Source organism: Saccharococcus sp. Marseille-Q5394, from assembly GCF_946901335.1.
GTDB lineage: Bacteria > Bacillota > Bacilli > Bacillales_A > Planococcaceae > Sporosarcina > Sporosarcina luteola_C.
Window position 1 is genome coordinate 377,622 of the sequence record NZ_CAMPPQ010000002.1, and the last position, 23,676, is coordinate 401,297.

General features: G+C 47.7%; 24 protein-coding genes and 2 other annotated features. All 24 genes read left to right on the forward strand.

Features of this window, described 5'->3' with window-relative positions; translation table 11 throughout:
• The first annotated feature begins 28 nt into the window (after nucleotides 1-28).
• Nucleotides 29-1,399 (forward strand): DNA repair protein RadA, encoded by a 1,371-nt coding sequence (gene radA, locus OC538_RS12295; protein WP_251695540.1) that lies wholly within the window; start codon nucleotides 29-31, stop codon nucleotides 1,397-1,399.
• Between the two features lie 182 nt (nucleotides 1,400-1,581).
• Complete coding sequence (locus OC538_RS12300) at nucleotides 1,582-2,685, forward strand: PIN/TRAM domain-containing protein (protein ID WP_262175795.1); 1,104 nt, start codon at nucleotides 1,582-1,584, stop codon at nucleotides 2,683-2,685.
• 34 nt (nucleotides 2,686-2,719) lie between these two features.
• Nucleotides 2,720-3,418, forward strand: coding sequence for a 2-C-methyl-D-erythritol 4-phosphate cytidylyltransferase (gene ispD / locus OC538_RS12305; protein WP_262175797.1), 699 nt, complete (start codon nucleotides 2,720-2,722; stop codon nucleotides 3,416-3,418).
• On the forward strand, nucleotides 3,415-3,891 hold the full coding sequence (gene ispF, locus OC538_RS12310; protein WP_262175799.1) for a 2-C-methyl-D-erythritol 2,4-cyclodiphosphate synthase: 477 nt from the start codon (nucleotides 3,415-3,417) through the stop codon (nucleotides 3,889-3,891). Before ispD ends, ispF begins: the two co-directional genes overlap by 4 nt.
• 69 nt (nucleotides 3,892-3,960) lie before the next feature.
• Nucleotides 3,961-5,424 carry a glutamate--tRNA ligase gene (gltX, locus tag OC538_RS12315; RefSeq protein WP_262175802.1) on the forward strand — a complete coding sequence of 488 codons (1,464 nt, stop codon included), beginning with the start codon at nucleotides 3,961-3,963 and terminating at the stop codon, nucleotides 5,422-5,424.
• Between the two features lie 59 nt (nucleotides 5,425-5,483).
• Nucleotides 5,484-5,705 (forward strand) — a binding site (T-box leader).
• Between the two features lie 30 nt (nucleotides 5,706-5,735).
• Nucleotides 5,736-6,434 (forward strand): serine O-acetyltransferase, encoded by a 699-nt coding sequence (gene cysE, locus OC538_RS12320; RefSeq protein ID WP_262175805.1) that lies wholly within the window; start codon nucleotides 5,736-5,738, stop codon nucleotides 6,432-6,434.
• The gene (cysS, locus tag OC538_RS12325; RefSeq protein ID WP_262175808.1) at nucleotides 6,415-7,812 is read left to right on the forward strand and encodes a cysteine--tRNA ligase; all 1,398 of its coding nucleotides are present in this window, start codon (nucleotides 6,415-6,417) and stop codon (nucleotides 7,810-7,812) included. The genes cysE and cysS overlap by 20 nt, the downstream gene beginning before the upstream one ends.
• The gene (locus OC538_RS12330; protein ID WP_251695533.1) at nucleotides 7,809-8,240 is read left to right on the forward strand and encodes a Mini-ribonuclease 3; all 432 of its coding nucleotides are present in this window, start codon (nucleotides 7,809-7,811) and stop codon (nucleotides 8,238-8,240) included. Before cysS ends, OC538_RS12330 begins: the two co-directional genes overlap by 4 nt.
• Nucleotides 8,237-8,995: a 23S rRNA (guanosine(2251)-2'-O)-methyltransferase RlmB gene (gene rlmB, locus OC538_RS12335; protein WP_251695532.1), complete on the forward strand. Its 759-nt coding sequence runs from the start codon at nucleotides 8,237-8,239 to the stop codon at nucleotides 8,993-8,995. Before OC538_RS12330 ends, rlmB begins: the two co-directional genes overlap by 4 nt.
• The gene (locus OC538_RS12340; RefSeq protein WP_251695531.1) at nucleotides 8,992-9,507 is read left to right on the forward strand and encodes an NYN domain-containing protein; all 516 of its coding nucleotides are present in this window, start codon (nucleotides 8,992-8,994) and stop codon (nucleotides 9,505-9,507) included. Before rlmB ends, OC538_RS12340 begins: the two co-directional genes overlap by 4 nt.
• A gap of 68 nt (nucleotides 9,508-9,575) precedes the next feature.
• Nucleotides 9,576-10,226: an RNA polymerase sporulation sigma factor SigH gene (sigH, locus tag OC538_RS12345; RefSeq protein ID WP_251695530.1), complete on the forward strand. Its 651-nt coding sequence runs from the start codon at nucleotides 9,576-9,578 to the stop codon at nucleotides 10,224-10,226.
• A 137-nt stretch (nucleotides 10,227-10,363) separates the two neighbouring features.
• Nucleotides 10,364-10,513: a 50S ribosomal protein L33 gene (gene rpmG, locus OC538_RS12350; RefSeq protein WP_251695529.1), complete on the forward strand. Its 150-nt coding sequence runs from the start codon at nucleotides 10,364-10,366 to the stop codon at nucleotides 10,511-10,513.
• Nucleotides 10,514-10,552: 39 nt separating this feature from the next.
• Nucleotides 10,553-10,738, forward strand: coding sequence for a preprotein translocase subunit SecE (gene secE / locus OC538_RS12355; RefSeq protein ID WP_251695528.1), 186 nt, complete (start codon nucleotides 10,553-10,555; stop codon nucleotides 10,736-10,738).
• A gap of 157 nt (nucleotides 10,739-10,895) precedes the next feature.
• Complete coding sequence (gene nusG, locus OC538_RS12360; protein ID WP_251695895.1) at nucleotides 10,896-11,429, forward strand: transcription termination/antitermination protein NusG; 534 nt, start codon at nucleotides 10,896-10,898, stop codon at nucleotides 11,427-11,429.
• Nucleotides 11,430-11,598: 169 nt separating this feature from the next.
• On the forward strand, nucleotides 11,599-12,024 hold the full coding sequence (gene rplK, locus OC538_RS12365; protein WP_251695527.1) for a 50S ribosomal protein L11: 426 nt from the start codon (nucleotides 11,599-11,601) through the stop codon (nucleotides 12,022-12,024).
• Between the two features lie 119 nt (nucleotides 12,025-12,143).
• Nucleotides 12,144-12,842 (forward strand): 50S ribosomal protein L1, encoded by a 699-nt coding sequence (gene rplA, locus OC538_RS12370; protein ID WP_262175820.1) that lies wholly within the window; start codon nucleotides 12,144-12,146, stop codon nucleotides 12,840-12,842.
• A gap of 45 nt (nucleotides 12,843-12,887) precedes the next feature.
• Nucleotides 12,888-13,033, forward strand: a sequence feature (ribosomal protein L10 leader region).
• 32 nt (nucleotides 13,034-13,065) lie between these two features.
• Nucleotides 13,066-13,566 (forward strand): 50S ribosomal protein L10, encoded by a 501-nt coding sequence (gene rplJ / locus OC538_RS12375; RefSeq protein ID WP_251695525.1) that lies wholly within the window; start codon nucleotides 13,066-13,068, stop codon nucleotides 13,564-13,566.
• A gap of 79 nt (nucleotides 13,567-13,645) precedes the next feature.
• On the forward strand, nucleotides 13,646-14,011 hold the full coding sequence (gene rplL / locus OC538_RS12380) for a 50S ribosomal protein L7/L12 (RefSeq protein ID WP_251627852.1): 366 nt from the start codon (nucleotides 13,646-13,648) through the stop codon (nucleotides 14,009-14,011).
• Between the two features lie 103 nt (nucleotides 14,012-14,114).
• Nucleotides 14,115-14,723, forward strand: coding sequence for a class I SAM-dependent methyltransferase (locus OC538_RS12385; protein WP_262175826.1), 609 nt, complete (start codon nucleotides 14,115-14,117; stop codon nucleotides 14,721-14,723).
• 213 nt (nucleotides 14,724-14,936) lie between these two features.
• Nucleotides 14,937-18,479, forward strand: a complete 3,543-nt coding sequence (gene rpoB / locus OC538_RS12390; protein ID WP_251695523.1) for a DNA-directed RNA polymerase subunit beta — start codon at nucleotides 14,937-14,939, stop codon at nucleotides 18,477-18,479.
• 107 nt (nucleotides 18,480-18,586) lie between these two features.
• Nucleotides 18,587-22,180: a DNA-directed RNA polymerase subunit beta' gene (rpoC, locus tag OC538_RS12395; RefSeq protein WP_285847167.1), complete on the forward strand. Its 3,594-nt coding sequence runs from the start codon at nucleotides 18,587-18,589 to the stop codon at nucleotides 22,178-22,180.
• 126 nt (nucleotides 22,181-22,306) lie between these two features.
• Nucleotides 22,307-22,555, forward strand: a complete 249-nt coding sequence (locus tag OC538_RS12400; protein ID WP_251695522.1) for a ribosomal L7Ae/L30e/S12e/Gadd45 family protein — start codon at nucleotides 22,307-22,309, stop codon at nucleotides 22,553-22,555.
• A gap of 103 nt (nucleotides 22,556-22,658) precedes the next feature.
• Nucleotides 22,659-23,081: a 30S ribosomal protein S12 gene (gene rpsL / locus OC538_RS12405; protein ID WP_251627860.1), complete on the forward strand. Its 423-nt coding sequence runs from the start codon at nucleotides 22,659-22,661 to the stop codon at nucleotides 23,079-23,081.
• Nucleotides 23,082-23,122: 41 nt separating this feature from the next.
• Nucleotides 23,123-23,593, forward strand: coding sequence for a 30S ribosomal protein S7 (gene rpsG, locus OC538_RS12410; protein ID WP_251627862.1), 471 nt, complete (start codon nucleotides 23,123-23,125; stop codon nucleotides 23,591-23,593).
• Nucleotides 23,594-23,676: the final 83 nt, after the last annotated feature.

Consider the following 23,676-nt stretch of genomic DNA (forward strand, 5'->3'; position numbering starts at 1 on the left):
GCTGTCCTTTTCGTATATGGAGGTACATATGGCAAAGCGGAAAACGAAATTCATGTGCAGGGACTGTGGGTACGAATCGCCGAAATGGATGGGAAGATGTCCGGGCTGCGGCGAGTGGAATACAATGGACGAGGAAGTCGAAATTGTAAGCAAGGGTCCGCGCGGGGCTTTTAAGCACACGGAGAACATCCAACAGAAAGCGATGCCGATCAGCGCGATTGAAACAATGGAGGAACCGAGGGTCAAGACGGAGCTTGGAGAACTGAATCGGGTGCTCGGCGGCGGGATCGTCCCGGGTTCGCTCATCTTGATCGGCGGGGATCCGGGCATAGGGAAATCGACGTTGCTGCTACAAGTGTCTTCCCTTCTCGCCAATCAAAAACAGCGCGTCCTTTACATATCTGGTGAGGAATCCATCAGACAGACGAAGCTGCGCGCTGAGCGTCTCGGTGTTGCGTCGGATGAACTTTATATTTATGCGGAGACGGATTTGGCGAAGATACATGAAACGATCAATGACGTGCAACCGAAATTTGTCATTGCCGACTCGATCCAGACAATCCACCATCCCGAAGTCACATCCGCTCCAGGCAGTGTTTCGCAAGTGCGGGAATGTACGGCTGAGCTGATGCGTATCGCAAAGACGCAAAACATCGCCATTTTCATTGTTGGCCATGTGACGAAAGACGGACAAATTGCAGGTCCACGCCTTCTCGAGCATATGGTGGATACTGTCCTCTATTTTGAGGGGGAGCGGCATCATACGTACCGGATCTTGCGAAGTGTGAAGAACCGCTTCGGCTCGACGAATGAAATTGCGATTTTCGAGATGCTGCAATCCGGCTTGAAGGAAGTTTTGAATCCGTCCGAACTGTTCCTGCGGGAGAGGTCTCAGGGCGGTGCGGGATCGACCGTCGTCGCTTCGATGGAAGGGACCCGTCCAATCCTCGTCGAAATCCAGGCGCTCATAACTCCGTCAAGCTTCAATTACCCGAAGAGGATGGCAACCGGGATCGATCAGAACCGCGTTTCGCTCTTGATGGCTGTTCTGGAAAAACGGATGGGCATGCTTTTACAAGCGCAGGACGCCTATATTAAGGTTGCTGGCGGCGTAAAGCTGGATGAACCGGCGATCGATTTGGCTGTCCTCGTCAGCATCGTTTCGAGCTACCGGGATGCGGCGGCAGGAGCTACCGACTGCTTCATTGGCGAAGTGGGGTTGACGGGCGAAGTGCGCCGTGTTTCACGCATAGAACAGCGGGTAACGGAGGCGGCGAAACTAGGGTTCGAAAAAGTCGTCATTCCATCATCGAATATCGGCGGGTGGGATTTTCCGGAAGGGATTCAAGTCGTTGGCGTCGAAACGATAAGTGAGGCATTAAACATCGCATTTTCGTAAAATATGAAAAGGGATGAGACTTTTTAAAGGGAGTCCTATTTCCCTGATTTTGCAATGCAAGGAACTTCACTATCTTTTGTGTGTCCTATACTTGTCGGAAAAACATTGAGTTTGATGGTTCAAAACGGCGAAGGGCATGGAAAACGTGTATAGTTATCAGTAACAGAATGGAGGTGTTATGCATGTTGAAAAGAGTAGTTCAAGCTGGACTGCTGCTGATCGGAGGAACACTCGGCGTATTATTTTTACCGTATTTATTCACTTTATCTTCCTTTACTTCAAAGCCGATGATTGATAATCCTTACGTAGCTGCTGTCCTAGGGGCGATCGTGTTATATTTGCTAAGCCTTTTCATCGCGGATCCGATTGTGAATTTCATTAAGTGGATGGAAGACCGTCTGTTGAAGGCTCCTATCTTCGATTTATTATTCGGAACGATCGGTCTGATGGTCGGTTTGAGTGTCGCTTTTCTCGTCAGCTTCGGGTTGAGCAGTGTGGAGATTCCTATTATTACGTCCATTCTGCCTGTCCTTCTTTCAATCCTTCTCGGATATCTAGGTTTCCAGGTTGGATTTAAAAAACGTGAAGAATTTTCCCACGCCATTTTTGCGGCGCGGAATAGCAATCCGAAAAAGAGGGATGGCGCGGAAGGTGCAGCGCAGCAGGATGCTAAGATCCATAAAATCTTGGATACGAGTGTCATTATTGACGGAAGGATTGCGGATATCGCGTCAACGGGATTTCTGGAAGGGCTTCTCGTCGTACCGCAATTCGTATTGACAGAGCTTCAACATATCGCCGATTCATCCGATTCATTGAAACGTACTAAAGGGCGGCGTGGACTCGATGTCCTGAAGCGTTTGCAGACGGATGACGGACCGAGCATATTGATTACTGACGAAGATTTCGCGGACGTTGCGGAAGTGGACCTGAAGCTTGTCCGTCTCGCGAAAAGCATGAACGGTCATGTCGTGACAAACGATTTCAACTTGAATAAAGTGGCGGATCTGCACGGTGTAGCAGTTTTGAACATCAATGATCTGGCCAATGCGGTGAAGCCTGTCGTCATCCCTGGTGAGGAGATGCATGTCGTCGTCATAAAGGATGGCAAGGAGCATAATCAGGGCGTCGCGTATTTGGATGACGGCACGATGATCGTCATTGAAGATGGCAGAATGCATATCGGCAATGCGATTGATGTCGTTGTCACGAGCGTGCTGCAGACCTCCGCGGGCCGTATGATTTTCGCGAAGCCGAAGAACGGCAAAACTGCAAAGGCGCATTAACAGGCGCATTGATGAAGAAAGCTGAGGAACGATGATGAAGACATATACAGTGATGCTCCCGGCAGCGGGGAGCGGACGGCGTATGGGTGCCGGGTTCAACAAGCTGTTTTTGGAGATGGCGGGCAAGCCGATTCTCATACACACTTTGGATGTGTTCGAACAGGATCCCGATTGCGCGGGGATGATTCTCTCCGTGAAGGACGAGGAAAAGCTTCATATCGAAGAAATGCTCGAGCGTTTCGGTATTGCGAAAGTGGCTGCACTCGTTGAAGGTGGAGTGGAGCGGCAGCAAAGCGTTGCGGCTTGCATCAATGCTCATACAGAGGGAGGGGTGGTCCTCGTGCATGATGCGGCGAGGCCATTCATTAACCTGGATGTCATCCGTGAGCTTGTGGACGTAGCCCAAGAACATGGCGCCGCAATCGCAGGTGTCCAAGTGAAGGATACGATGAAGGTTGCACCAGGCGGCATCGTCGAAGAGACAGTGGACCGTTCGAAGCTCTGGGCGATCCAGACGCCGCAAGCGTTCCGCTACGACCTCTTGAAGGAAGCGTCCGAGAAAGCCGAATCTGAAGGGTTCCTCGGGACGGATGAATCGATGATCGTCGAACGGCTGGGACACCCGGTTAGAGTTGTAGAAAGTACGTATGACAATATTAAAATGACGACGAAGGAGGATCTCCTGTTTGGCGAGGTCCTCTTGAAACAGAGACGGCAGGAGGATTTCCAATGATTCGGATAGGACAAGGGTTTGATGTACATCAATTTGAGGAAGGTCGGCCATTGATCATCGGCGGCATTACCATTCCTTACGAAAGAGGATTGACGGGGCATTCCGACGCGGACGTCCTATTGCATACAGTGACAGATGCTGCGCTTGGTGCAATCGGGGAAGGGGATATCGGCAGGCATTTCCCGGATACGGATGAGGCATTCAAGGATGCGGATTCAGCGGTCCTTCTTCAAAAAGTATGGGAGATCGTAGAGACGAAAGGCTATCGTTTGGGCAATATCGATTGCACAATCATGGCGCAGAGACCGAAAATGGCGCCGCATATCGAGACGATCCGCGCACGCATTGCAGAATTGCTGAATGCAGATACAACGCAGGTGAATGTCAAGGCGACAACAACCGAAAAACTTGGATTCGTCGGCAGGGAAGAAGGGATCGCCTCAATGGCTACCATCCTTCTCATGAAAGATTGAGCCCTTTCAAATTGGACGAAGCAGTGATAAAATGACACTTGAATTAATCAAGAACGGAGATGCACTCAAATGACAACAGAAGTACGTGTACGTTATGCGCCGAGTCCGACCGGCCATTTACATATCGGCGGAGCCCGGACAGCATTGTTCAATTATCTTTTCGCAAAGCATCATGGAGGAAAATTCATCATCCGCATCGAGGATACCGACACGGAACGGAATATCGAAGCAGGCGAACTTTCCCAGCTGGACAACCTGAAATGGTTGGGGATCCATCATGACGAGTCCGTCGATATCGGCGGGGAATATGGTCCTTACCGTCAGATGGAACGCCTTGATCTCTACACGAAATATGCGCAGGATATGCTCGACGGTGGGCATGCCTACAAATGTTTCTGTACGACGGAGGAGTTGGAGGCGGAGCGTGAAAAGCAGAAGGCTTCCGGAATCGCAGCGCCGATGTATGGCGGGACTTGCCGTCATCTGACTGCCGAAGAAGTTGCCGAAAAGGAAGCTTCGGGCATGCCTTACACGATTCGCATGCGCGTACCTGAAAACGTAACCTATACGGTGGATGACCTCGTCCGTGGCGAAGTGGCGTTCGAATCGAAAGACGTCGGCGACTGGGTGCTTGTAAAAGCAAACGGCATCCCGACATATAACTTCGCGGTTGTCATCGATGACCATCTGATGAAAATCTCGCATGTCTTCCGTGGTGAGGAGCACTTGACGAATACGCCTAAGCAATTGATGGTGTACGATGTATTCGGCTGGGAGTATCCGCGCTTCGGACATATGACGTTAATCGTAAATGAAGAGCGGAAAAAGCTTTCAAAGCGGGATGAATCAATCATCCAATTCATTTCCCAGTACAAGGACCTCGGTTATTTGCCGGAAGCGATGTTCAACTTCTTCGCGTTGCTCGGTTGGTCGCCAGGCGGAGAAGAAGAGATTTTCACGCAGGATGAATTGATCAAGCTTTTCGACGAAAGCCGCCTTTCCAAATCGCCGTCCATGTTCGATAAGACGAAGCTTACGTGGATGAATAACCAATACGTGAAGAAGCTCAGCTTGGATGAAGTGATTGAATTGACATTGCCGCATCTTCAAGCAGCAGGACGTGTTAGCGAAGAGATGACGGAAGAGCAACGCAACTGGGTGCACGATCTGATCGCCCTTTACCAGGCGCAGTTGAGCTATGGAGCGGAAATCGTCGAATTGACCGCCCAATTCTTCAATGATCATATTGAATATGATGAACAATCCAAGGAGATCCTATCGGGTGAGCAAGTTCCGGAAGTGATGGCATCCTTCCAACGCCAGTTATCCGCCCTTGAATCATTTGATCCTGCTTCAATTAAAGCAGCGATCAAAGAGGTGCAAAAGGAAACGGGTCATAAAGGGAAGAATCTCTTCATGCCGATCCGTGTGGTAACGACAGGACAGACGCACGGTCCGGAATTGCCGGATTCCATCGCATTGATTGGCAAGGAGAAAGCGATTGAACGGGTTTCGAAATTTGCTCAGGCGTAATTGATTTAGTTGACTTTAGACATTTTCTAGGTACAATTAACGTACATTCATTTAAAAGAACGAAAGCTTTGATAAGGAGAAGTACACATCGCATGCTCTTCAGAGAGGGTCATCATCGGCTGTAAGTGACCTGTGCCTCTGCAATGTGGAAATGCCCCTTTGAGCGCCGTGCCGAACGAAGAAGTAGGCCGGACGCATCGCCAGCGTTAGAGGCGTCAAGCGGGAAGGGGATTAAACCCTTCCAAGCGGAGTGGAACCGCGCATTCGATTGCGTCTCTGTCTAGTTATGGACAGGGGCGCTTTTTGCGTTCATGAAGAATTGGAACAGGAGGTCGAAAACAGTGTTTCGTAGGATGAAGGAAGACATCCATTGCATATTTGAACAGGATCCTGCTGCGCGCAGCACGTTCGAGGTGGTGCTTACGTATTCCGGCCTCCACGCAGTGTGGGCGCACCGGATCGCACATGCACTCTATAAAAAGAATCTGTTGTTTCTTGCAAGGCTCATCTCACAGATCAGCCGATTTTTCACAGGCATCGAAATCCATCCAGGCGCAACGATCGGCAGGCGGCTATTCATTGACCACGGCATGGGAATCGTCATTGGCGAGACTTGTGAAATCGGCGATGACGTAACCTTATACCAAGGTGTGACATTGGGGGGAACGGGCAAGGAAAAAGGAAAGCGTCACCCGACTCTTGGCAATAATGTACTTGTAGCTTCGGGGGCAAAAGTGCTCGGCTCCATTACAATAGGTGAAAATAGCAAGATCGGCGCAGGGTCGGTCGTTCTGATCGATGTACCGGAAGATTCGACAGTCGTCGGCATCCCGGGCAAGGTCGTCGTGACGAACGGCGTACGGGTGAAGGATAAACATGATCACCGCAACTTGCCTGACCCTGTCGAAGATACATGCAACCGCTTGGAAGATGAAATTGCATTTCTGAAAAAACGAATTGAAGAACTTGAGAAGAAAGAAGGGAAAACCGATGAGTATTCAAATTTATAATACATTGACACGGAAGAAGGAGCCTTTCATACCACTGGAGGAAGGGAAAGTGAAAATGTATGTGTGCGGACCGACCGTCTACAACTACATTCATATCGGGAATGCAAGACCGGTCATCGTGTTTGATACAGTCCGCCGCTATTTGCAGTATCGCGGCTATGACGTCAATTACGTGTCCAACTTCACAGATGTCGACGACAAAATCATCAACACAGCGAATGAGCTAGGCGAAGAGGTAGGGGAATTGACTGAACGCTTCATCAATGCCTATTTTGAGGACGTCGGAGCTCTCGGCTGCGGCAAAGCGGATGCCCATCCGCGTGTGACGGAGCATATCGACGACATCGTCGCTTTCATCCAAGTACTTGTGGATAAAGAATTCGCTTATGAAGCGCAAGGGGATGTGTATTACCGCACGCGCAAGTTCGACGGCTACGGCAAACTGTCCCATCAGTCGATCGATGAGCTGAGGGTAGGTGCACGCATTGAAGAGAGCGGCATCAAAGAGAATCCTCTCGATTTCGCTTTATGGAAAGCGGCAAAAGAAGGGGAAGTCGCCTGGGAAAGCCCATGGGGCCCTGGCAGACCAGGTTGGCATATCGAGTGCTCCGTCATGGCGAGGGAACATTTGGGCGACACGATCGACATCCATGCCGGCGGGCAGGATCTGACATTCCCGCATCATGAAAATGAAATCGCGCAGTCCGAGGCGATGACCGGGAAGCAGTTTGCCCGTTACTGGATGCATAATGGCTATATTAATATCGATAATGAAAAGATGTCAAAGTCGCTCGGGAATTTCATTCTCGTCCACGATATCCGCAAGCAGATCGATCCCAAGGTGCTTCGTTTCTTCATGCTGTCCGTTCATTACCGTCATCCGGTCAACTTTTCGCAAGATCTCGTCGAAAGCGCGGCGAATGGACTGGACCGAATCCAAACGGCTTACAACAATTTGAAGCACCGTGTTGGCACATCCGCCGATCTTGGAGACCAGCAGGACATTTGGACACATAAGGTGGATGAATCCGTACGTTTGTTTGAAACTGCGATGGATGATGATTTCAATACGGCGAATGCCATTGCCGCCATTTTCGAACTCGTTAAAACAGCCAATGTATATTTACTGGAGAAAAACACGCAAACGGCTGTACTCGAGTATTTCATTTCCGCATTCGACCGACTGATGGAGGTTCTCGGCTTGCCGTTCAGTGGGGAAGAACTGTTGGATGCTGAAATTGAAGGGCTTATCGAGGAGCGATTGACTGCGCGCCGTGAACGGAATTTCAGCCGTTCAGACGAAATCAGAGACCTATTGAAGGAAAAGGGGATCATCCTGGAAGATACCGCCCAAGGCACGCGGTGGAAGAGAGGATGAGCGGCGTGTATACATTGCGTGACATCGATGTGAAGCAACTGAACGCACTTGCACTCGCCTATATGGGGGACGCAGTTTATGAGCAGGCGGTCCGTGAGCATTTGCTGCGCTCTGGCCGCGTGAAGCCAAACACGCTCCATAAAGAGGCGACACGGTATGTATCCGCGAAAGCGCAAGCGTCCGCTGTCAAGATGATGCAGGAAACAGGCTTTCTAACCGAAGAGGAGGAAGCCGTCCTACGCCGCGGACGGAATGCGAAATCTGGATCAGTACCAAAAAACACTGACGTCGTGACGTATAACCATAGTTCTGGATTCGAAGCGGTTCTCGGTTATTTATATCTGCTTGGCAGAACTGAACGGGTTGGGGAAATCATCGGAAGTACAATGCAATTCATCGAAAATCCGAACGAGGAGGGCGCATCATGACAAATCAGGAATCGGAATTGATTGGCGGTAAAAACCCGGTTGTAGAAGCACTACGGTCGGGCCGGGAACTGAATAAGATCTGGATTGCCGAAGGGTTGAATAAAAAAAGCATCGGGGAGATTTTATCCCTATCGAAACAATCGGGGATCATCGTCCAAGCGGTGCCGAAACAGAAGTTGGACGGCATGCTGGACATGAATCATCAAGGCATTATCGCCTCGGTTGCCGCCTACTCCTACGCAGAACTCGATGATTTGTTTGCAGTCGCGAAAAACCGCGGCGAGGATCCGTTTTTCCTCATTCTCGACGAACTGGAAGATCCGCATAATCTCGGCTCGATTCTCAGGACGGCGGATGCTGCAGGTGCACATGGCGTTATCATCCCGAAACGCCGCTCTGTCGGTTTGACAGGAGTCGTCGCGAAAGCTTCGACGGGGGCAATCGAGCATATCCCGGTCGTCCGTGTGAACAATCTCTCCCAGACGGTGGAGGAGTTGAAGAAAGCGGGAGTCTGGATTGCTGGGACAGACGCGCAAGGTTCGCAAGATTACCGTTCGATGGATGCCACACTGCCACTTGCCGTCATCATAGGCAGCGAGGGTAAAGGGATGTCCCGCATCTTGAAAGAAAAATGCGACTTCCTCTATCATCTGCCGATGGTAGGGCATGTGACGTCATTGAATGCCTCTGTCGCAGCGTCCTTGCTCATGTATGAAGTGTTACGCAAACGCAAGCCCTTAACGCCAGGGTCATGAAAAAGGATGTATTGCTCGTCGATGGATATAACATCATCGGGGCATGGCCGGAATTGAGGAAGCTGAAGCTTGTAAGCCTTGCTGAGGCCCGCGACCGGCTTATTGAAAGAATGGCCGAATACAAGGCGCATACAGGCTGGCGAGTCATCATCCTGTTCGATGCGCACTTGATGCGGGGGACCGAAAAGAAGAATTGGCAGCATAATGTCGAAGTTGTTTTCACTCGTGAAAATGAAACTGCCGATGAACGAATCGAAAAGTTGGTATCCGAGCTGAGCGGGCGCCGAGTCCAAATCCATGTGGCTACATCCGATTTGACGGAGCAATGGGTCATCTTCGCACAAGGCGCCCTGCGGAAATCGGCTCGCGAACTAGAAATTGAAATGAATGAAATCGATAAATTGATTACAAAAAAAGTAAAAGAAATCCAGGTGGAAAGGCCGTTCTCCAAGATTCAGTTGTCCGATGAGGTGGCAGAAATATTTGAAAAATGGCGCCGAGGAATGAAATGAACGGTTGACGTTAAAATTTTCCATGCGTTATACTGATTGAAAGGCAATGACGAATCGGGGTGTGGTGATTGGCGGGAAATGTTTACGTTCAAGGGGGACCATCTGATTTCACCGGGCTATCCGATGAAGAGATTTTAGTTCGTATTCATGAAGGCAGCACGGACGCGCTAGATTTCCTTATTACCAAATATCAATCTTTCGTAAAAATGAAAGCACGCTCATATTTCATGATGGGCGGGGATCGTGAGGATATCATTCAGGAAGGAATGATCGGCCTCTACAAAGCGATCCGCGATTTCAGGACGGATCGGCTTGCTTCATTTAGGGCATTTGCAGAGCTGTGTATAACAAGGCAAATTATCACAGCCATTAAAACGGCGACAAGGCAGAAGCACATTCCTCTGAATACATCGGTATCTTTGGACAAGCCCGTATTCGATGAGGAATCCGACCGCACGTTGTTGGACGTCCTAACCGGATCTGTGCTCGATGATCCAGAGGATTTAATAATCCATAAGGAAGATTTCATCCATATGGAAGGGGAAATCAATAAAGTGTTGAGCGGACTCGAAAAGCAGGTCCTATCACTCTATTTGGAAGGTCAGTCCTATCAGGAGATTTCAGACGAATTGAACCGGCAAGTCAAATCTGTGGACAATGCACTCCAGCGCATCAAGCGGAAACTGGAACGTCACATGCAAGTGGATGTCGTGCATTGAAGCATGTCCATGATGAATTGCCAACCCATTTCCATCATGTTGACATCATGAATGTTAGGTGGTACTCTTTAGCAAGGCAATGACTATATACGTAGACTGTCGACAATAGTTGCACGATGGAAGTTCAAGGTGGAAAAATGTCTAAAAAATTGATTTTATGTTGTGATCGTTGCGGATCACGAAACTACGTCATCCCTGCAGGAAATAAGCAGACAACAGTCCGTTTTACGGTGAAGAAGTTTTGCAATCAATGCAATGAACATACAGAGCATAAACAAACAATCTAGTTGCAGTACTATACTTAGTATTCGGAGGTCTACGATTGAATGGGTAAGATAACCGGTTTTTTAAAAGATGTCGTCTCTGAAATGCGGAAGGTCAGCTGGCCGAAGAGAAAAGAATTGACACGCTACACGATCGTTGTTATTACAACAGTTGTATTCATGGCAGTTTATTTCGGTCTCGTCGATTTGGGCATTTCAAAAGCAATGGAATGGTATATTGCGTTATAATAGGACAGCATGAATAATCCTTGTTGAAAAATATCCCGTCTTGTCACATGAACGGGTTTTTTCATTTCTCGGAAATAAATATAGAGTCTTTGGCGAATAAATGAGTAATGCATTTCGAAAAGGAGGGACGGACACACAGTCCTACGTAATTATGGAAATGGAGAAAAATTGGTACGTTGTCCACACATATTCAGGATATGAAAATAAGGTGAAAGCCAACCTTGAAAAACGTGTCGAGACGATGGGTATGCAAGATAAAATATTCCGCGTCGTCATCCCTGAAGAGCAGGAAACGGACTTCAAAGATGGCAAAAAACGCACAGTCATGAAAAAGACGTTCCCGGGATACGTCCTCGTGGAAATCATCATGACGGACGACTCTTGGTATGTCGTCCGGAACACGCCTGGAGTGACAGGTTTCATCGGGTCATCCGGTGGTGGCGCAAAACCGACGCCGCTCTTGCCTGAGGAAGTGGATTTCATCCTCAAGCAAATGGGTATGAAAGAACGGAAAGCTGAAGCTGACTTCCAAGTCGGCGAAATGATCGAGGTGCTTGAAGGGCCGTTCGCGCATTTCCAAGGGAAAGTCGAAGAAATCGATCAGGACAAAGGGAAGGTTCGCGTTTCCGTCGATATGTTCGGCAGGGAAACAATCATGGAGCTTGACTTTGAACAAGTTGAAAAAATATAAGAGATTACCACTTGCAAGACAAGCATAATAATGGTATCATTTCAAAGGTCAGACTGTAATCAGAACAGACTGGACGGATTAACCAAATTCTACCGGGTAACCGGCAGGCACATATTGAGTGGGAGGGGCAACCCAATTACCACATCACGGACTTAAGGAGGTGTGTCTCGTGGCTAAAAAAGTAACCAAAATCGTGAAATTGCAAATCCCTGCAGGTAAAGCTAACCCAGCTCCACCGGTTGGACCGGCGCTAGGTCAAGCAGGTGTCAACATCATGGGATTCTGTAAAGATTTCAACGCACGTACAGCAGATCAAGCAGGTCTAATCATTCCTGTTGAAATAACTGTATTTGAGGATCGTTCATTCACATTCATTACAAAAACTCCACCAGCAGCAGTATTGCTGAAAGTTGCAGCTAATCTTCAAAAAGGTTCAGGCGAACCGAATAAAAAGAAGGTAGCTACTGTAAAACGTGATAAAGTTCGCGAAATTGCTGAACAAAAAATGGAAGACCTTAACGCAGCATCGGTTGAAGCGGCGATGGCAATGGTTGAAGGTACTGCACGCAGTATGGGAATCTCGATCGAAGACTGATCGCGATGAAACCATGTTCTGTTTCTTTGTAGTGGGGGTTGCGCTTGTTCCTCGGAACACGCAACCCTTATTCGTGGGAGGTTCAATCCGTTAAAACCACAAACGAGGAGGAAATTTTAATGGCTAAAAGAGGTAAAAAATTCACTGAGGCGGCAAAGCTTGTCGATCGCACGCAAGTGTATGACATGAAAGAAGCGATTGAGCTTGCAAAGAAAACAAGCACAGTCAACTTTGACGCAACTGTTGAAGTCGCATTCCGTCTTGGAATCGACACTCGTAAAAATGACCAGCAAATCCGTGGGGCAGTTGTGCTTCCGAACGGTACTGGTAAAACTCAACGCGTTCTAGTTTTCGCGAAAGGCGAAAAATTGAAAGAAGCGGAAGCTGCTGGTGCAGACTATGCAGGCGATGCAGAGTACATCACTAAAATCCAACAAGGCTGGTTCGATTTCGACGTTATCGTTGCAACTCCGGACATGATGGGCGAAGTTGGTAAAATTGGTCGCGTATTGGGACCAAAAGGCTTAATGCCGAACCCTAAAACAGGCACAGTAACATTTGATGTTGCTAAAGCTGTTGCGGAAATCAAAGCAGGTAAAGTTGAATACCGTGCGGACAAAGCTGGTATTATCCACGCTCCGATCGGAAAAGCTTCTTTCGACAACGAAAAGCTTGAAGAAAACTTCAAAACTGTTTTTGAAACAATCCAAAAAGCTAAACCAACTGCAGCTAAAGGAACTTACATGAAGTCAGTGAATATCACGACTACTATGGGTCCTGCGGTCAAAGTTGATCCGTCAACTGTAGTTGTTAAATAAAAACATTGACAAGCTTGAAATCTTATAGTAAGATTTCGTTTGTTGTAAACTAAATCATTTGTACCGTAGACAGCAGGGGCTTTAAAGCTTAATCATCCTGCCGAGGACAAGACGCTCTTTATGTTAAAGATGACGACTTTTCTGCCCTCGTGGTCTACTTTGTGGATCGCGAGGGCTATTCATATCGGTATGAATGACCCGAATTCTTACAGGAGGTGTCAAGATGAGCAAAGTATTAGAAGCTAAACAAGCGGTAGTGGATGAGATCTCAGGCAAATTGCAATCAGCGGTTTCCGTTGTCGTAGTCGACTATCGTGGTCTAAACGTGAGCCAAGTTACGGAACTTCGTAAACAGCTTCGTGAAGCAGGCATTGACTTCAAAGTTTACAAAAACTCAATGTCACGCCGTGCTGCTGAAACAGCTGGACTTGAGGGGTTGAATGAGCATTTAGTAGGTCCGAACGCAATCGCATTCTCGACTGAAGATGTTGTTGCTCCTGCTAAAATCCTTAACGACTTCGCTAAGAAGAACGACAAGCTTGAAATCAAAGCAGGCGTGATTGAAGGAAATGTCGCATCTGTTGAAGATATCAAAGCATTGGCGGAACTTCCATCCCGCGAAGGACTTCTTTCCATGCTACTCAGCGTTCTACAAGCTCCAATGCGCAACTTCGCGCTTGCAACAAAAGCTGTTGCAGAGCAAAAAGAGGAACAAGGCGCTTAAGTTTACTGAAGCTGCCTGAACGACAAAAATCTGCGGGCTAATCCCCGACAAACTAAAACCTATTTAGGAGGAAAAAATAATGACTAATCAACAAATCCTTGACGCGATTAAAGAAATGACAGTCCTTGAATTGAACGACCTTGTAAAAGCTATCGAAGAGGAATTCGGCGTAACTGCTGCAGCTCCTGTTGCAATGATGGGCGGAGCAGGTGCTGGTGAAGCGGCTGCTGAACAAACTGAGTTCGACGTAGTTCTAGCTTCTGCTGGAGACCAAAAAATCAAAGTTATCAAAGTTGTTCGCGAAATCACTGGCCTAGGCTTGAAAGAAGCGAAAGAAGTAGTTGATAACGCTCCTAAAGCAATCAAAGAAGGCGTTTCTAAAGAAGAAGCAGAAGAAATGAAAGCGAAACTTGAAGAAGTTGGCGCTGGCGTAGAAGTTAAGTAATTTTTGAATAATGAAGAAAGGCTCGTCGTTTCGGACGGGCTTTTCTTCATTTTTTTATCTAGAAGGAAATATGGGCAACCTTTCGGGAGGAAGGAGAATCAATATGGCTGAACATTACTACTCTAAAAATCCAATAGTGAAAAGTGATCCGAAGGAATGGCAAGCGACATTGCGAAATAACCGGCTTCGATTCAAGACGGACGCGGGAGTATTCAGTAAAGGGGAAGTGGATTTCGGTTCACGTCTGCTAGCGGATTCTTTCGTAATGCCTACTGTGGCAGGGGCTGTGCTGGATGTTGGTTGTGGTTACGGACCTATCGGATTATCGATCGCCGCATCTTTTCCGGACCGGAGCGTCCATATGGTCGATGTCAACGAAAGGGCGATGGCGCTCGCGAATGAAAATGCCAAACTGAACGGCATACGGAATGTGTCGGTCTACCCGAGTGATGCATTGTCGGCTGTAGAGGCGGAGGGTTTCGCGGCGATATTGACGAACCCGCCAATCCGGGCAGGAAAAGAGACGGTATTCAAAATTTACGACGGAGCTTTTTCGAAATTGGCTACCGGAGGAGAATTGTGGGTCGTCATTCAGAAGAAGCAGGGGGCCCCTTCCACAATGGCGCATTTGACCGAGTTGTTCGGAAATGTGGAAACCGTGGAAAAGAAAAAAGGATATTTCATACTTAAAGCCCAAAAAACGTTGACCTGAGTGTTTTCTTGTGCTAGTATTGTAAAATGCATAAATAATATAATGCGGTCGTGTGCCCTTTTGCATAAGATTTGGAAATCTAAGGCATACTGGCAATGGATAAAAGATTGTTAAACCGAAAATGAGCTCTTGCCAGAACTCGTTTTCTTTTTGTTTTTTCGATATCATACACTATTTTTATGATTTCGCAAAGGACTAATATTGTTTTGAGGGGTGAAAGAGTTGACAGGTCATTTAGTTCAGTATGGTCAACACCGTCAGCGCAGAAGTTTCGCGCGGATCAATGAAGTTCTCGAGCTGCCGAATTTGATTGAAATCCAGACGGCATCTTATGAGTGGTTCTTGGAAGAAGGGCTACGGGAAATGTTCCGTGATATTTCTCCAATCCAGGATTTCACAGGTAATCTTTCGTTGGAATTCATTGATTATCAACTTGGTGAACCGAAATACCCTGTTGATGAATCAAAAGAGCGTGACGTTACGTATGCAGCACCGCTGCGCGTAAAAGTGCGATTGCATAACAAGGAAACGGAAGAAGTGAAAGAACAGGACGTTTTCATGGGTGACTTCCCGCTTATGACGGAAAACGGAACGTTCATCATCAACGGTGCGGAAAGGGTCATCGTATCCCAGCTCGTAAGGTCCCCGAGTGTCTACTTCAATGATAAGACGGATAAGAACGGTAAGCGCGGATTTGCTGCGACTGTCATTCCGAACCGCGGTGCGTGGCTCGAGTACGAGACTGACGCAAAAGATGTAGTCCACGTCCGGATTGATCGTACCCGTAAATTGCCGATTACCGTCCTTCTTCGAGCGCTTGGATTTTCAACAGATCAAGAAATCATTGATCTGATCGGAGACAATGAGTACTTGCGCAACACGCTTGAAAAGGATAACACGGAAACTTCGGAGAAGGCCTTGCTTGAAATCTACGAGCGTCTCCGTCCAGGTGAGCCTCCGACGTTGGACAGTGCGCGAAGCCTGCTGTACTCCCGCTTCTTCGACCCGAAAAGGTATGACTTGGCGAATGTCGGCCGTTATAAAATGAACAAGAAGCTTCATCTGCAAAATCGTCTGTTCAATCAAACGGTTGCAGAAACACTTGCAGACCCTGAAACAGGTGAAATTCTAGTTGAGAAAGATCAGCTGCTAGACCGTCGGACATTGGATCGTCTATTGCCTCATCTTGAAAAGGGTGTCGGCATCCAGGAAATAACGCATGTTGGCGGTGTCTTGGAAGAAGATATTACAATCCAGACAATCAAGATCTATGCTCCGAAGAGTGAAGAGAAGCAAGAGATCAATGTTATCTCGAATGCGAGCATTGATGAGTCGGTGAAACATGTGACACCTGCGGACATTGTCGCTTCCATCAGCTATTTCTTCAACTTGCTCCATGGAGTTGGAAATACGGACGATATCGACCATCTTGGAAACCGTCGTCTGCGTTCGGTTGGTGAATTGCTTCAAAACCAATTCCGGATTGGATTATCCCGTATGGAACGTGTCGTTAAAGAGCGTATGTCCATCAATGACACTCAATCGATCGTGCCTCAGCAATTGATTAATATCAGACCGGTCATCGCTTCCATCAAAGAATTCTTTGGTAGCTCTCAGCTATCCCAGTTCATGGATCAGACGAATCCGCTTGCCGAATTGACGCATAAGCGACGTCTGTCAGCGCTAGGACCAGGTGGATTGACAAGGGAGCGTGCGGGCATGGAAGTCCGTGACGTTCACTATTCCCACTACGGACGCATGTGTCCGATTGAAACGCCGGAGGGTCCGAACATTGGATTGATCAACTCCCTTTCAACGTTTGCGAGAGTGAATAAGTTCGGTTTCATTGAAACTCCTTATCGGAAGGTTGACCCTGAAACAGGACGCGTCACTCACCAAATCGATTATTTGACTGCGGATATCGAGGATAACTATGTCGTTGCGCAGGCGAATGCGCCGCTTAACGAAGATGGTTCCTACGTCAACGAAGAAGTTGTTGGGCGTTTCCAAGGGGATAACACAGTATTCAAACGTGAGCAGATCGACTATATGGATGTATCTCCGAAGCAAGTCGTCTCTGCGGCAACAGCATGTATTCCGTTCCTTGAGAATGACGACTCCAACCGTGCCTTGATGGGTGCGAACATGCAACGTCAAGCTGTACCTTTGTTGAATCCTGAAGCCCCGTTTGTCGGGACTGGTATGGAACACGTATCTGCGCGTGACTCCGGAGCTGCCGTAATTGCCAAATACCATGGCATCGTCGAGCACGTCGAGGCAAGGGAAATCCGGATCCGCCGCATTGAAACGGTGGACGGCAAAGAAGTGAAGGGCGACTTGACGATTTATCGCCTTGATAATTTCATCCGTTCCAACCAAGGGACTTGCTATAACCAACGACCGATCGTAAGCGTCGGAGATCGTGTGCAACCTCGCGATATCCTTGCAGACGGACCTTCGATGGATAGTGGGGAGCTTGCTTTGGGCCGAAACGTCCTTACAGCCTTCATGACATGGGATGGTTACAACTATGAAGATGCCATCATTATGAGCGAACGTCTTGTGAAAGATGATGTATTTACATCGATCCATATCGAAGAATACGAATCGGAAGCACGGGATACGAAACTCGGACCTGAAGAGATTACGAGGGACATCCCGAATGTCGGGGAAGAAGCCCTTCGCAACTTGGATGACCGCGGTATTATCCGTATTGGTGCAGAAGTTCGCGACGGTGACATCCTCGTCGGTAAAGTGACACCAAAAGGAGTAACTGAACTGACGGCTGAAGAAAGACTTCTTCATGCCATCTTCGGTGAAAAGGCACGGGAAGTACGTGATACTTCATTGCGTGTTCCTCACGGTGCAGGCGGAATCGTCCTGGACGTAAAAGTGTTCAATCGTGAAGATGGAGACGAATTGCCACCAGGCGTAAACCAACTCGTCCGTGCATATATCGTCCAGAAGCGTAAAATCTCTGTCGGGGATAAAATGGCTGGACGTCACGGTAACAAAGGTGTTATCTCACGCATCTTGCCTGAATCGGATATGCCATACCTTCCGGACGGCACACCGATCGACGTCATGTTGAACCCACTTGGTGTACCTTCTCGTATGAATATCGGACAGGTATTGGAAATGCATCTTGGAATGGCTGCCCGTAACCTGGGCATTCATATGGCTTCGCCGGTATTTGACGGAGCGAATGAAGAAGATGTATGGAGTACCATGGAAGAAGCGGGTATGAACCGTGACGGAAAGACGATCCTTTACGATGGCCGCTCAGGTGAGCCATTTGACAGCCGCGTATCTGTAGGCGTCATGTATTTGATCAAACTCGCTCACATGGTCGACGACAAGCTTCATGCTCGGTCGACTGGACCTTACTCGCTCGTTACGCAACAACCGCTCGGAGGGAAAGCTCAATTCGGCGGTCAGCGTTTCGGGGAGATGGAAGTGTGGGCGCTTGAAGCTTATGGTGCCGCTTATACATTGCAAGAAATCCTTACTGTCAAGTCGGATGACGTTGTCGGACGTGTGAAGACGTACGAAGCGATCGTCAAAGGACAAAGCGTCCCTCAACCGGGCGTTCCTGAGTCGTTCAAAGTATTGATCAAAGAACTTCAGAGCCTTGGGTTGGACGTGAAGATGCTAACAGAGGAATTCGAAGAAATCGAAATGCGCGATCTCGATGATGACGATGATATGCAACCAACAGACGCATTGAACCTCATGGCTGAAGATCAAACGGTTTGATTGAAATACAGTTTGTGCAATTGGATAGGGGAGCTCGAACGCTCCTCTGTCTTACTGATAAAGATGTGAGTCCATCGCGGAGATAAGATAAGAGGGAGGTAGGCTCCTTGATAGATGTAAACAATTTTGAGTATATGAAAATCGGCCTTGCTTCACCGGATAAAATTCGTTCTTGGTCTTACGGTGAAGTCAAAAAACCCGAAACGATCAACTATCGTACGTTGAAGCCAGAGAAAGACGGTCTGTTCTGTGAACGGATTTTCGGACCTACAAAAGACTGGGAATGTCACTGTGGGAAATACAAACGTGTTCGTTACAAAGGCGTCGTTTGTGATCGCTGTGGTGTTGAAGTAACACGCCAAAAAGTTCGTCGTGAACGTATGGGGCATATCGAGCTTGCGGCACCAGTCACGCATATTTGGTATTTCAAAGGCATCCCAAGCAGAATGGGCTTAATTTTAGACATGACGCCACGCGCGTTGGAAGAAATTATTTACTTCGCATCTTACGTTGTCGTTGACCCTGCAGACACGCCACTTGAACGAAAACAATTGCTTTCTGAGAAGGAATTCAGGCTCTACCGTGAAAAGTATGGTTCGAAATTCCAAGCACTCATGGGTGCTGAAGCGATTGAACAGCTTTTGATGGCGATTGATCTAGACAAAGAGACGGAATCACTGAAGGAAGAGTTGAAGACCGTACAAGGTCAACGTCGTACTCGTGCAATCAGACGCTTGGAAGTCGTCGAATCTTTCCGTAACTCTGGAAACCGTCCGGAATGGATGGTTCTCGAAGTGTTGCCGGTCATCCCGCCGGAACTGCGCCCGATGGTACAACTGGACGGCGGCCGTTTCGCAACTTCCGATTTGAATGACCTTTACCGTAGGGTAATTAACCGGAACAACCGGTTGAAGCGACTTCTTGACCTTGGAGCACCTGGCATCATCGTGCAGAACGAAAAGCGGATGTTGCAGGAAGCTGTCGACGCACTAGTTGACAACGGTCGTCGCGGACGTCCGGTTACTGGTCCAGGAAATCGTCCGTTGAAATCCCTCTCCCATATGTTGAAAGGGAAGCAAGGTCGCTTCCGTCAAAACTTGTTGGGTAAACGGGTCGATTATTCAGGTCGTTCGGTAATTGTTGTCGGACCTAACTTGAAAATGTATCAATGTGGTCTTCCGAAAGAAATGGCGATTGAATTGTTCAAGCCTTTCGTTATGAAGGAATTGGTTGAACGTGGACTGGCCCATAACATCAAGAGTGCGAAACGCAAGATCGAACGTTTGCATTCAGAAGTTTGGGATGTCCTTGAAGACGTCATTAAAGAGCATCCGGTATTACTAAACCGCGCTCCTACTCTTCATAGACTTGGAATCCAGGCATTTGAACCGTTGTTGGTCGAAGGACGTGCCATCCAGCTTCATCCACTCGTATGTACGGCTTATAACGCCGACTTCGACGGAGACCAAATGGCTGTTCACGTTCCGCTTTCAGCAGAAGCTCAAGCAGAAGCGCGTTTACTCATGCTTGCAGCGCAAAACATCCTGAACCCGAAAGACGGTAAACCAGTTGTTACTCCATCACAGGATATGGTGTTGGGCAACTACTACCTTACGTTGGAAAGGGAAGGATCCATTGGAGAAGGGTCGATTTTCAGCAATATGAATGAGGCTTTGATTGCATATCAAACAGGCCATGTCCACTTGCATACGAGAATCGCCATCCAAGCTGGTTCGTTGAACAACCCTACATTCACAGAAGAACAGAACCGCAAGCTTTTATTGACAACAATCGGGAAGCTTATTTTCAATGAAATTCTTCCTGAGACGTTCCCATACATCAATGAACCGACAGATCACAATCTACAGATTGAAACGCCGGATAAATACTTCATTGATGGAACAGTCAATATTAGAGAGCATATTCAAAACGCGGAGATCGTCCTTCCGTTCCGTAAGAAGATCCTTGGAAATATCATCGCGGAAATCTTCAAGAAGTTCCATATCACGGAAACTTCAAGAATGCTTGACCGGATGAAAAACCTAGGTTTTAAATATTCAACTCGTGCAGGAATCACGGTCGGTATTTCAGATATCGTCGTATTGCCGAATAAAGATGATATTTTGAAAGAAGCTCAAGATAAAGTGGATAAAGTAACGCAACAATTCCGCCGTGGTCTCATTACGGAGGAAGAGCGTTATGACCGTGTCATTTCCTATTGGAGCAATGCGAAGGACGTCATCCAGGATAAACTGATGGACTCTCTTGAAAATACAAACCCTATTTACATGATGAGTGACTCAGGTGCCCGTGGTAACGCGTCCAACTTCACGCAGCTCGCAGGAATGCGGGGACTAATGGCCAACCCGGCAGGACGGATCATCGAGTTGCCGATCAAGTCTTCGTTCCGTGAAGGATTGACAGTACTTGAGTACTTCATTTCCACTCACGGTGCCCGTAAAGGTCTTGCGGATACAGCATTGAAAACTGCTGACTCCGGTTACTTGACACGTCGTCTCGTAGACGTTGCGCAAGATGTCATCGTACGCGAAGACGATTGCGGAACGGACAGAGGTCTGCAAATCAGCGCTCTGACTGAAGGAACAGAAGTCATCGAAACATTGGAAGAGCGTATTGAGGGCCGTCATACGAAGAAGACGATCCGTCATCCGGAAACGGGCGAAGTGATTGTTCCGAAAGATGGTCTTGTCACTGCCGATCTTGCAACAGCAATCATCAATGCAGGAATCGAAACAGTTACAATCCGTTCTGCGTTCACTTGTAATACAAAACACGGTGTTTGTAAAAAATGTTACGGCATCAATCTTGCAACAGGGGAAACGGTTGAAGTTGGTGAGGCAGTTGGTATCATCGCTGCGCAATCAATCGGTGAGCCTGGTACACAGCTTACGATGCGTACATTCCATACAGGTGGAGTTGCGGGGGATGACATTACATCCGGTCTTCCTCGTATCCAGGAGATTTTCGAATCCCGGAATCCAAAAGGGCAAGCAGTCATTTCTGAGATCAAAGGTGAAATCACTGAGATTGACGAAATCCGGGAAGGTCAGAAGGAAATTACAATTCAAGGGGAAGTTGAAACGCGCAAGTATCTTGCTCCGTACAACGCCCGCTTGAAAGTACAAGTCGGCGATTCAATCGATCGCGGGGACAGCATTACAGAAGGTTCCATCGATCCGAAAGAATTGATTGTCGTTAAAGACGTAGCGACTGTACAAGAATACCTTCTTAAAGAAGTTCAGAAAGTTTACCGTATGCAAGGTGTTGAGATCGGTGATAAGCACGTTGAAGTGATGGTCCGCCAGATGCTTCGAAAAGTGCGTGTCATCGAAGCTGGAGACACGGATCTACTTCCGGGCTCATTGCTCGACATCCACCAATTCGCCGAGGCGAACGCTAAAGTATTGAAAAGCGGGAAGGTGCCGGCTACATCACGTCCGGTCATTCTCGGTATTACGAAAGCATCACTTGAAACGGAATCCTTCTTGTCGGCAGCATCCTTCCAAGAAACGACTCGCGTCTTAACAGATGCAGCGATCAAAGGAAAAACGGATGAATTGCTCGGCCTTAAGGAGAACGTCATCATCGGTAAGCTTGTTCCAGCTGGAACTGGCATGCAGCGTTATCGCCAGATCAAGATGGAACAGGAAGAAAAGGCGACAGCAGCGGTAATTGAGTAAATGATAATCAAATGGGGAGAGAAAGAATCCTCTCCCCATTTTTTATTAATTGTTGACATGCATCTTCGTAGATGGTAATATACAAAAGGTTGATAGTTGAATGTCTGTACTTTGGAGGATGCACGAATGTCTTATGAAAAAGTCGAGCAGGCAAAGAAGACAATCATCGGTACAAAGCAAACAGTGAAAGCGATAAAGTCTGGCGTGGTGAAGGAAGTCGTCATTGCGGAAGATGTCGAAGGAAAGCTGATCGAACCGGTAATCGGGGAAGCAGCCAAGCACGGCATTCAAGTAAGTTATGTCGATTCGAGGGAAAAGCTCGGTCAGGCATGCGGCATTCAAGTCGGTGCGTCCGTCGTCGCCATTACTGTATGATAGTTTTTGTGTGATGAAACACACAAAGACTTTGTTTTTACCCCAAAAATGAACCACCTGGATGTGTGGTCTTACAAAAAGCACAGTGAAAGGAGGAAATCCGATGCCTACAATTAACCAATTGGTCCGTAAACCTCGTAAATCGAAGTCGGACAGTTCCAAGGCACCAGCACTCGGAAAAAGTTATAATAGCTTCAAAAAGTCGATGACAAACGTCAACTCGCCACAAAAAAGAGGTGTTTGTACTCGTGTGGGTACAATGACTCCGAAGAAACCGAACTCGGCTCTTCGTAAATATGCGCGTGTTCGTTTGACAAACACTTTGGAAGTGAACGCATATATCCCTGGTGAAGGTCACAACCTTCAAGAGCACAGCGTTGTTCTAATCCGTGGAGGACGTGTAAAAGACTTACCGGGTGTTCGTTACCACATCGTACGTGGAGCGCTTGATACAGCTGGAGTTACTGGCCGTATGCAAAGCCGTTCACAATACGGTGCGAAAAGACCTAAAGAAAAGAAAAACTAATAACGAAAACGAAATGATTATTTCGAAAGGAGGAAAACAATATGCCTCGTAAAGGTCCTGTTGCAAAACGCGACGTATTACCGGATCCGATTTATAATTCGAAGCTTGTCACTCGTCTTATCAACAAAATGATGGTAGACGGTAAAAAAGGTACATCACAAAAAATCCTCTATGGTGCGTTTGAACTTGTTCAAGAACGCTCAGGTAAAGACCCTATAGAAGTATTTGAAGCAGCATTGAACAATGTTATGCCAGTGCTTGAAGTACGTGCTCGCCGTGTCGGTGGTGCGAACTACCAAGTTCCGGTTGAAGTTCGTCCTGAACGCCGTACAACTCTCGGATTGCGTTACCTTGTAAACTACTCCCGCTCACGTGGTGAGAAAACGATGGAAGAACGTCTTGCGAATGAAATCCTTGATGCTTCCAACAACACAGGTGCTTCCGTGAAACGCCGTGAAGAAATGCACAAGATGGCAGAAGCGAACAAAGCATTCGCTCACTATCGCTGGTAAGATCGGACGTTTTATCTTTATTCAGCAGAAGATTGCCGCCTCTAAAGGTATCGAGATGCATGCAATTTTGAATACTGTTTAGC

What these genes read in the sequence shown, in the direction of transcription:
- cysS (WP_262175808.1), top strand. Translation starts at nt 6,415, where the DNA reads ATGAGTATTCAAATTTATAATACATTGACACGGAAGAAGGAGCCTTTC.
- rpsG (WP_251627862.1), top strand. Translation starts at nt 23,123, where the DNA reads ATGCCTCGTAAAGGTCCTGTTGCAAAACGCGACGTATTACCGGATCCG.
- OC538_RS12340 (WP_251695531.1), top strand. Translation starts at nt 8,992, where the DNA reads ATGAAAAAGGATGTATTGCTCGTCGATGGATATAACATCATCGGGGCA.
- OC538_RS12330 (WP_251695533.1), top strand. Translation starts at nt 7,809, where the DNA reads ATGAGCGGCGTGTATACATTGCGTGACATCGATGTGAAGCAACTGAAC.
- OC538_RS12300 (WP_262175795.1), top strand. Translation starts at nt 1,582, where the DNA reads ATGTTGAAAAGAGTAGTTCAAGCTGGACTGCTGCTGATCGGAGGAACA.
- secE (WP_251695528.1), top strand. Translation starts at nt 10,553, where the DNA reads ATGGGTAAGATAACCGGTTTTTTAAAAGATGTCGTCTCTGAAATGCGG.
- cysE (WP_262175805.1), top strand. Translation starts at nt 5,736, where the DNA reads ATGAAGAATTGGAACAGGAGGTCGAAAACAGTGTTTCGTAGGATGAAG.
- rpsL (WP_251627860.1), top strand. Translation starts at nt 22,659, where the DNA reads ATGCCTACAATTAACCAATTGGTCCGTAAACCTCGTAAATCGAAGTCG.
- OC538_RS12385 (WP_262175826.1), top strand. Translation starts at nt 14,115, where the DNA reads ATGGCTGAACATTACTACTCTAAAAATCCAATAGTGAAAAGTGATCCG.
- radA (WP_251695540.1), top strand. Translation starts at nt 29, where the DNA reads ATGGCAAAGCGGAAAACGAAATTCATGTGCAGGGACTGTGGGTACGAA.
- ispD (WP_262175797.1), top strand. Translation starts at nt 2,720, where the DNA reads ATGAAGACATATACAGTGATGCTCCCGGCAGCGGGGAGCGGACGGCGT.
- rpmG (WP_251695529.1), top strand. Translation starts at nt 10,364, where the DNA reads ATGTCTAAAAAATTGATTTTATGTTGTGATCGTTGCGGATCACGAAAC.
- nusG (WP_251695895.1), top strand. Translation starts at nt 10,896, where the DNA reads ATGGAGAAAAATTGGTACGTTGTCCACACATATTCAGGATATGAAAAT.
- rplA (WP_262175820.1), top strand. Translation starts at nt 12,144, where the DNA reads ATGGCTAAAAGAGGTAAAAAATTCACTGAGGCGGCAAAGCTTGTCGAT.
- OC538_RS12400 (WP_251695522.1), top strand. Translation starts at nt 22,307, where the DNA reads ATGTCTTATGAAAAAGTCGAGCAGGCAAAGAAGACAATCATCGGTACA.
- gltX (WP_262175802.1), top strand. Translation starts at nt 3,961, where the DNA reads ATGACAACAGAAGTACGTGTACGTTATGCGCCGAGTCCGACCGGCCAT.
- rplJ (WP_251695525.1), top strand. Translation starts at nt 13,066, where the DNA reads ATGAGCAAAGTATTAGAAGCTAAACAAGCGGTAGTGGATGAGATCTCA.
- rlmB (WP_251695532.1), top strand. Translation starts at nt 8,237, where the DNA reads ATGACAAATCAGGAATCGGAATTGATTGGCGGTAAAAACCCGGTTGTA.
- rplL (WP_251627852.1), top strand. Translation starts at nt 13,646, where the DNA reads ATGACTAATCAACAAATCCTTGACGCGATTAAAGAAATGACAGTCCTT.
- ispF (WP_262175799.1), top strand. Translation starts at nt 3,415, where the DNA reads ATGATTCGGATAGGACAAGGGTTTGATGTACATCAATTTGAGGAAGGT.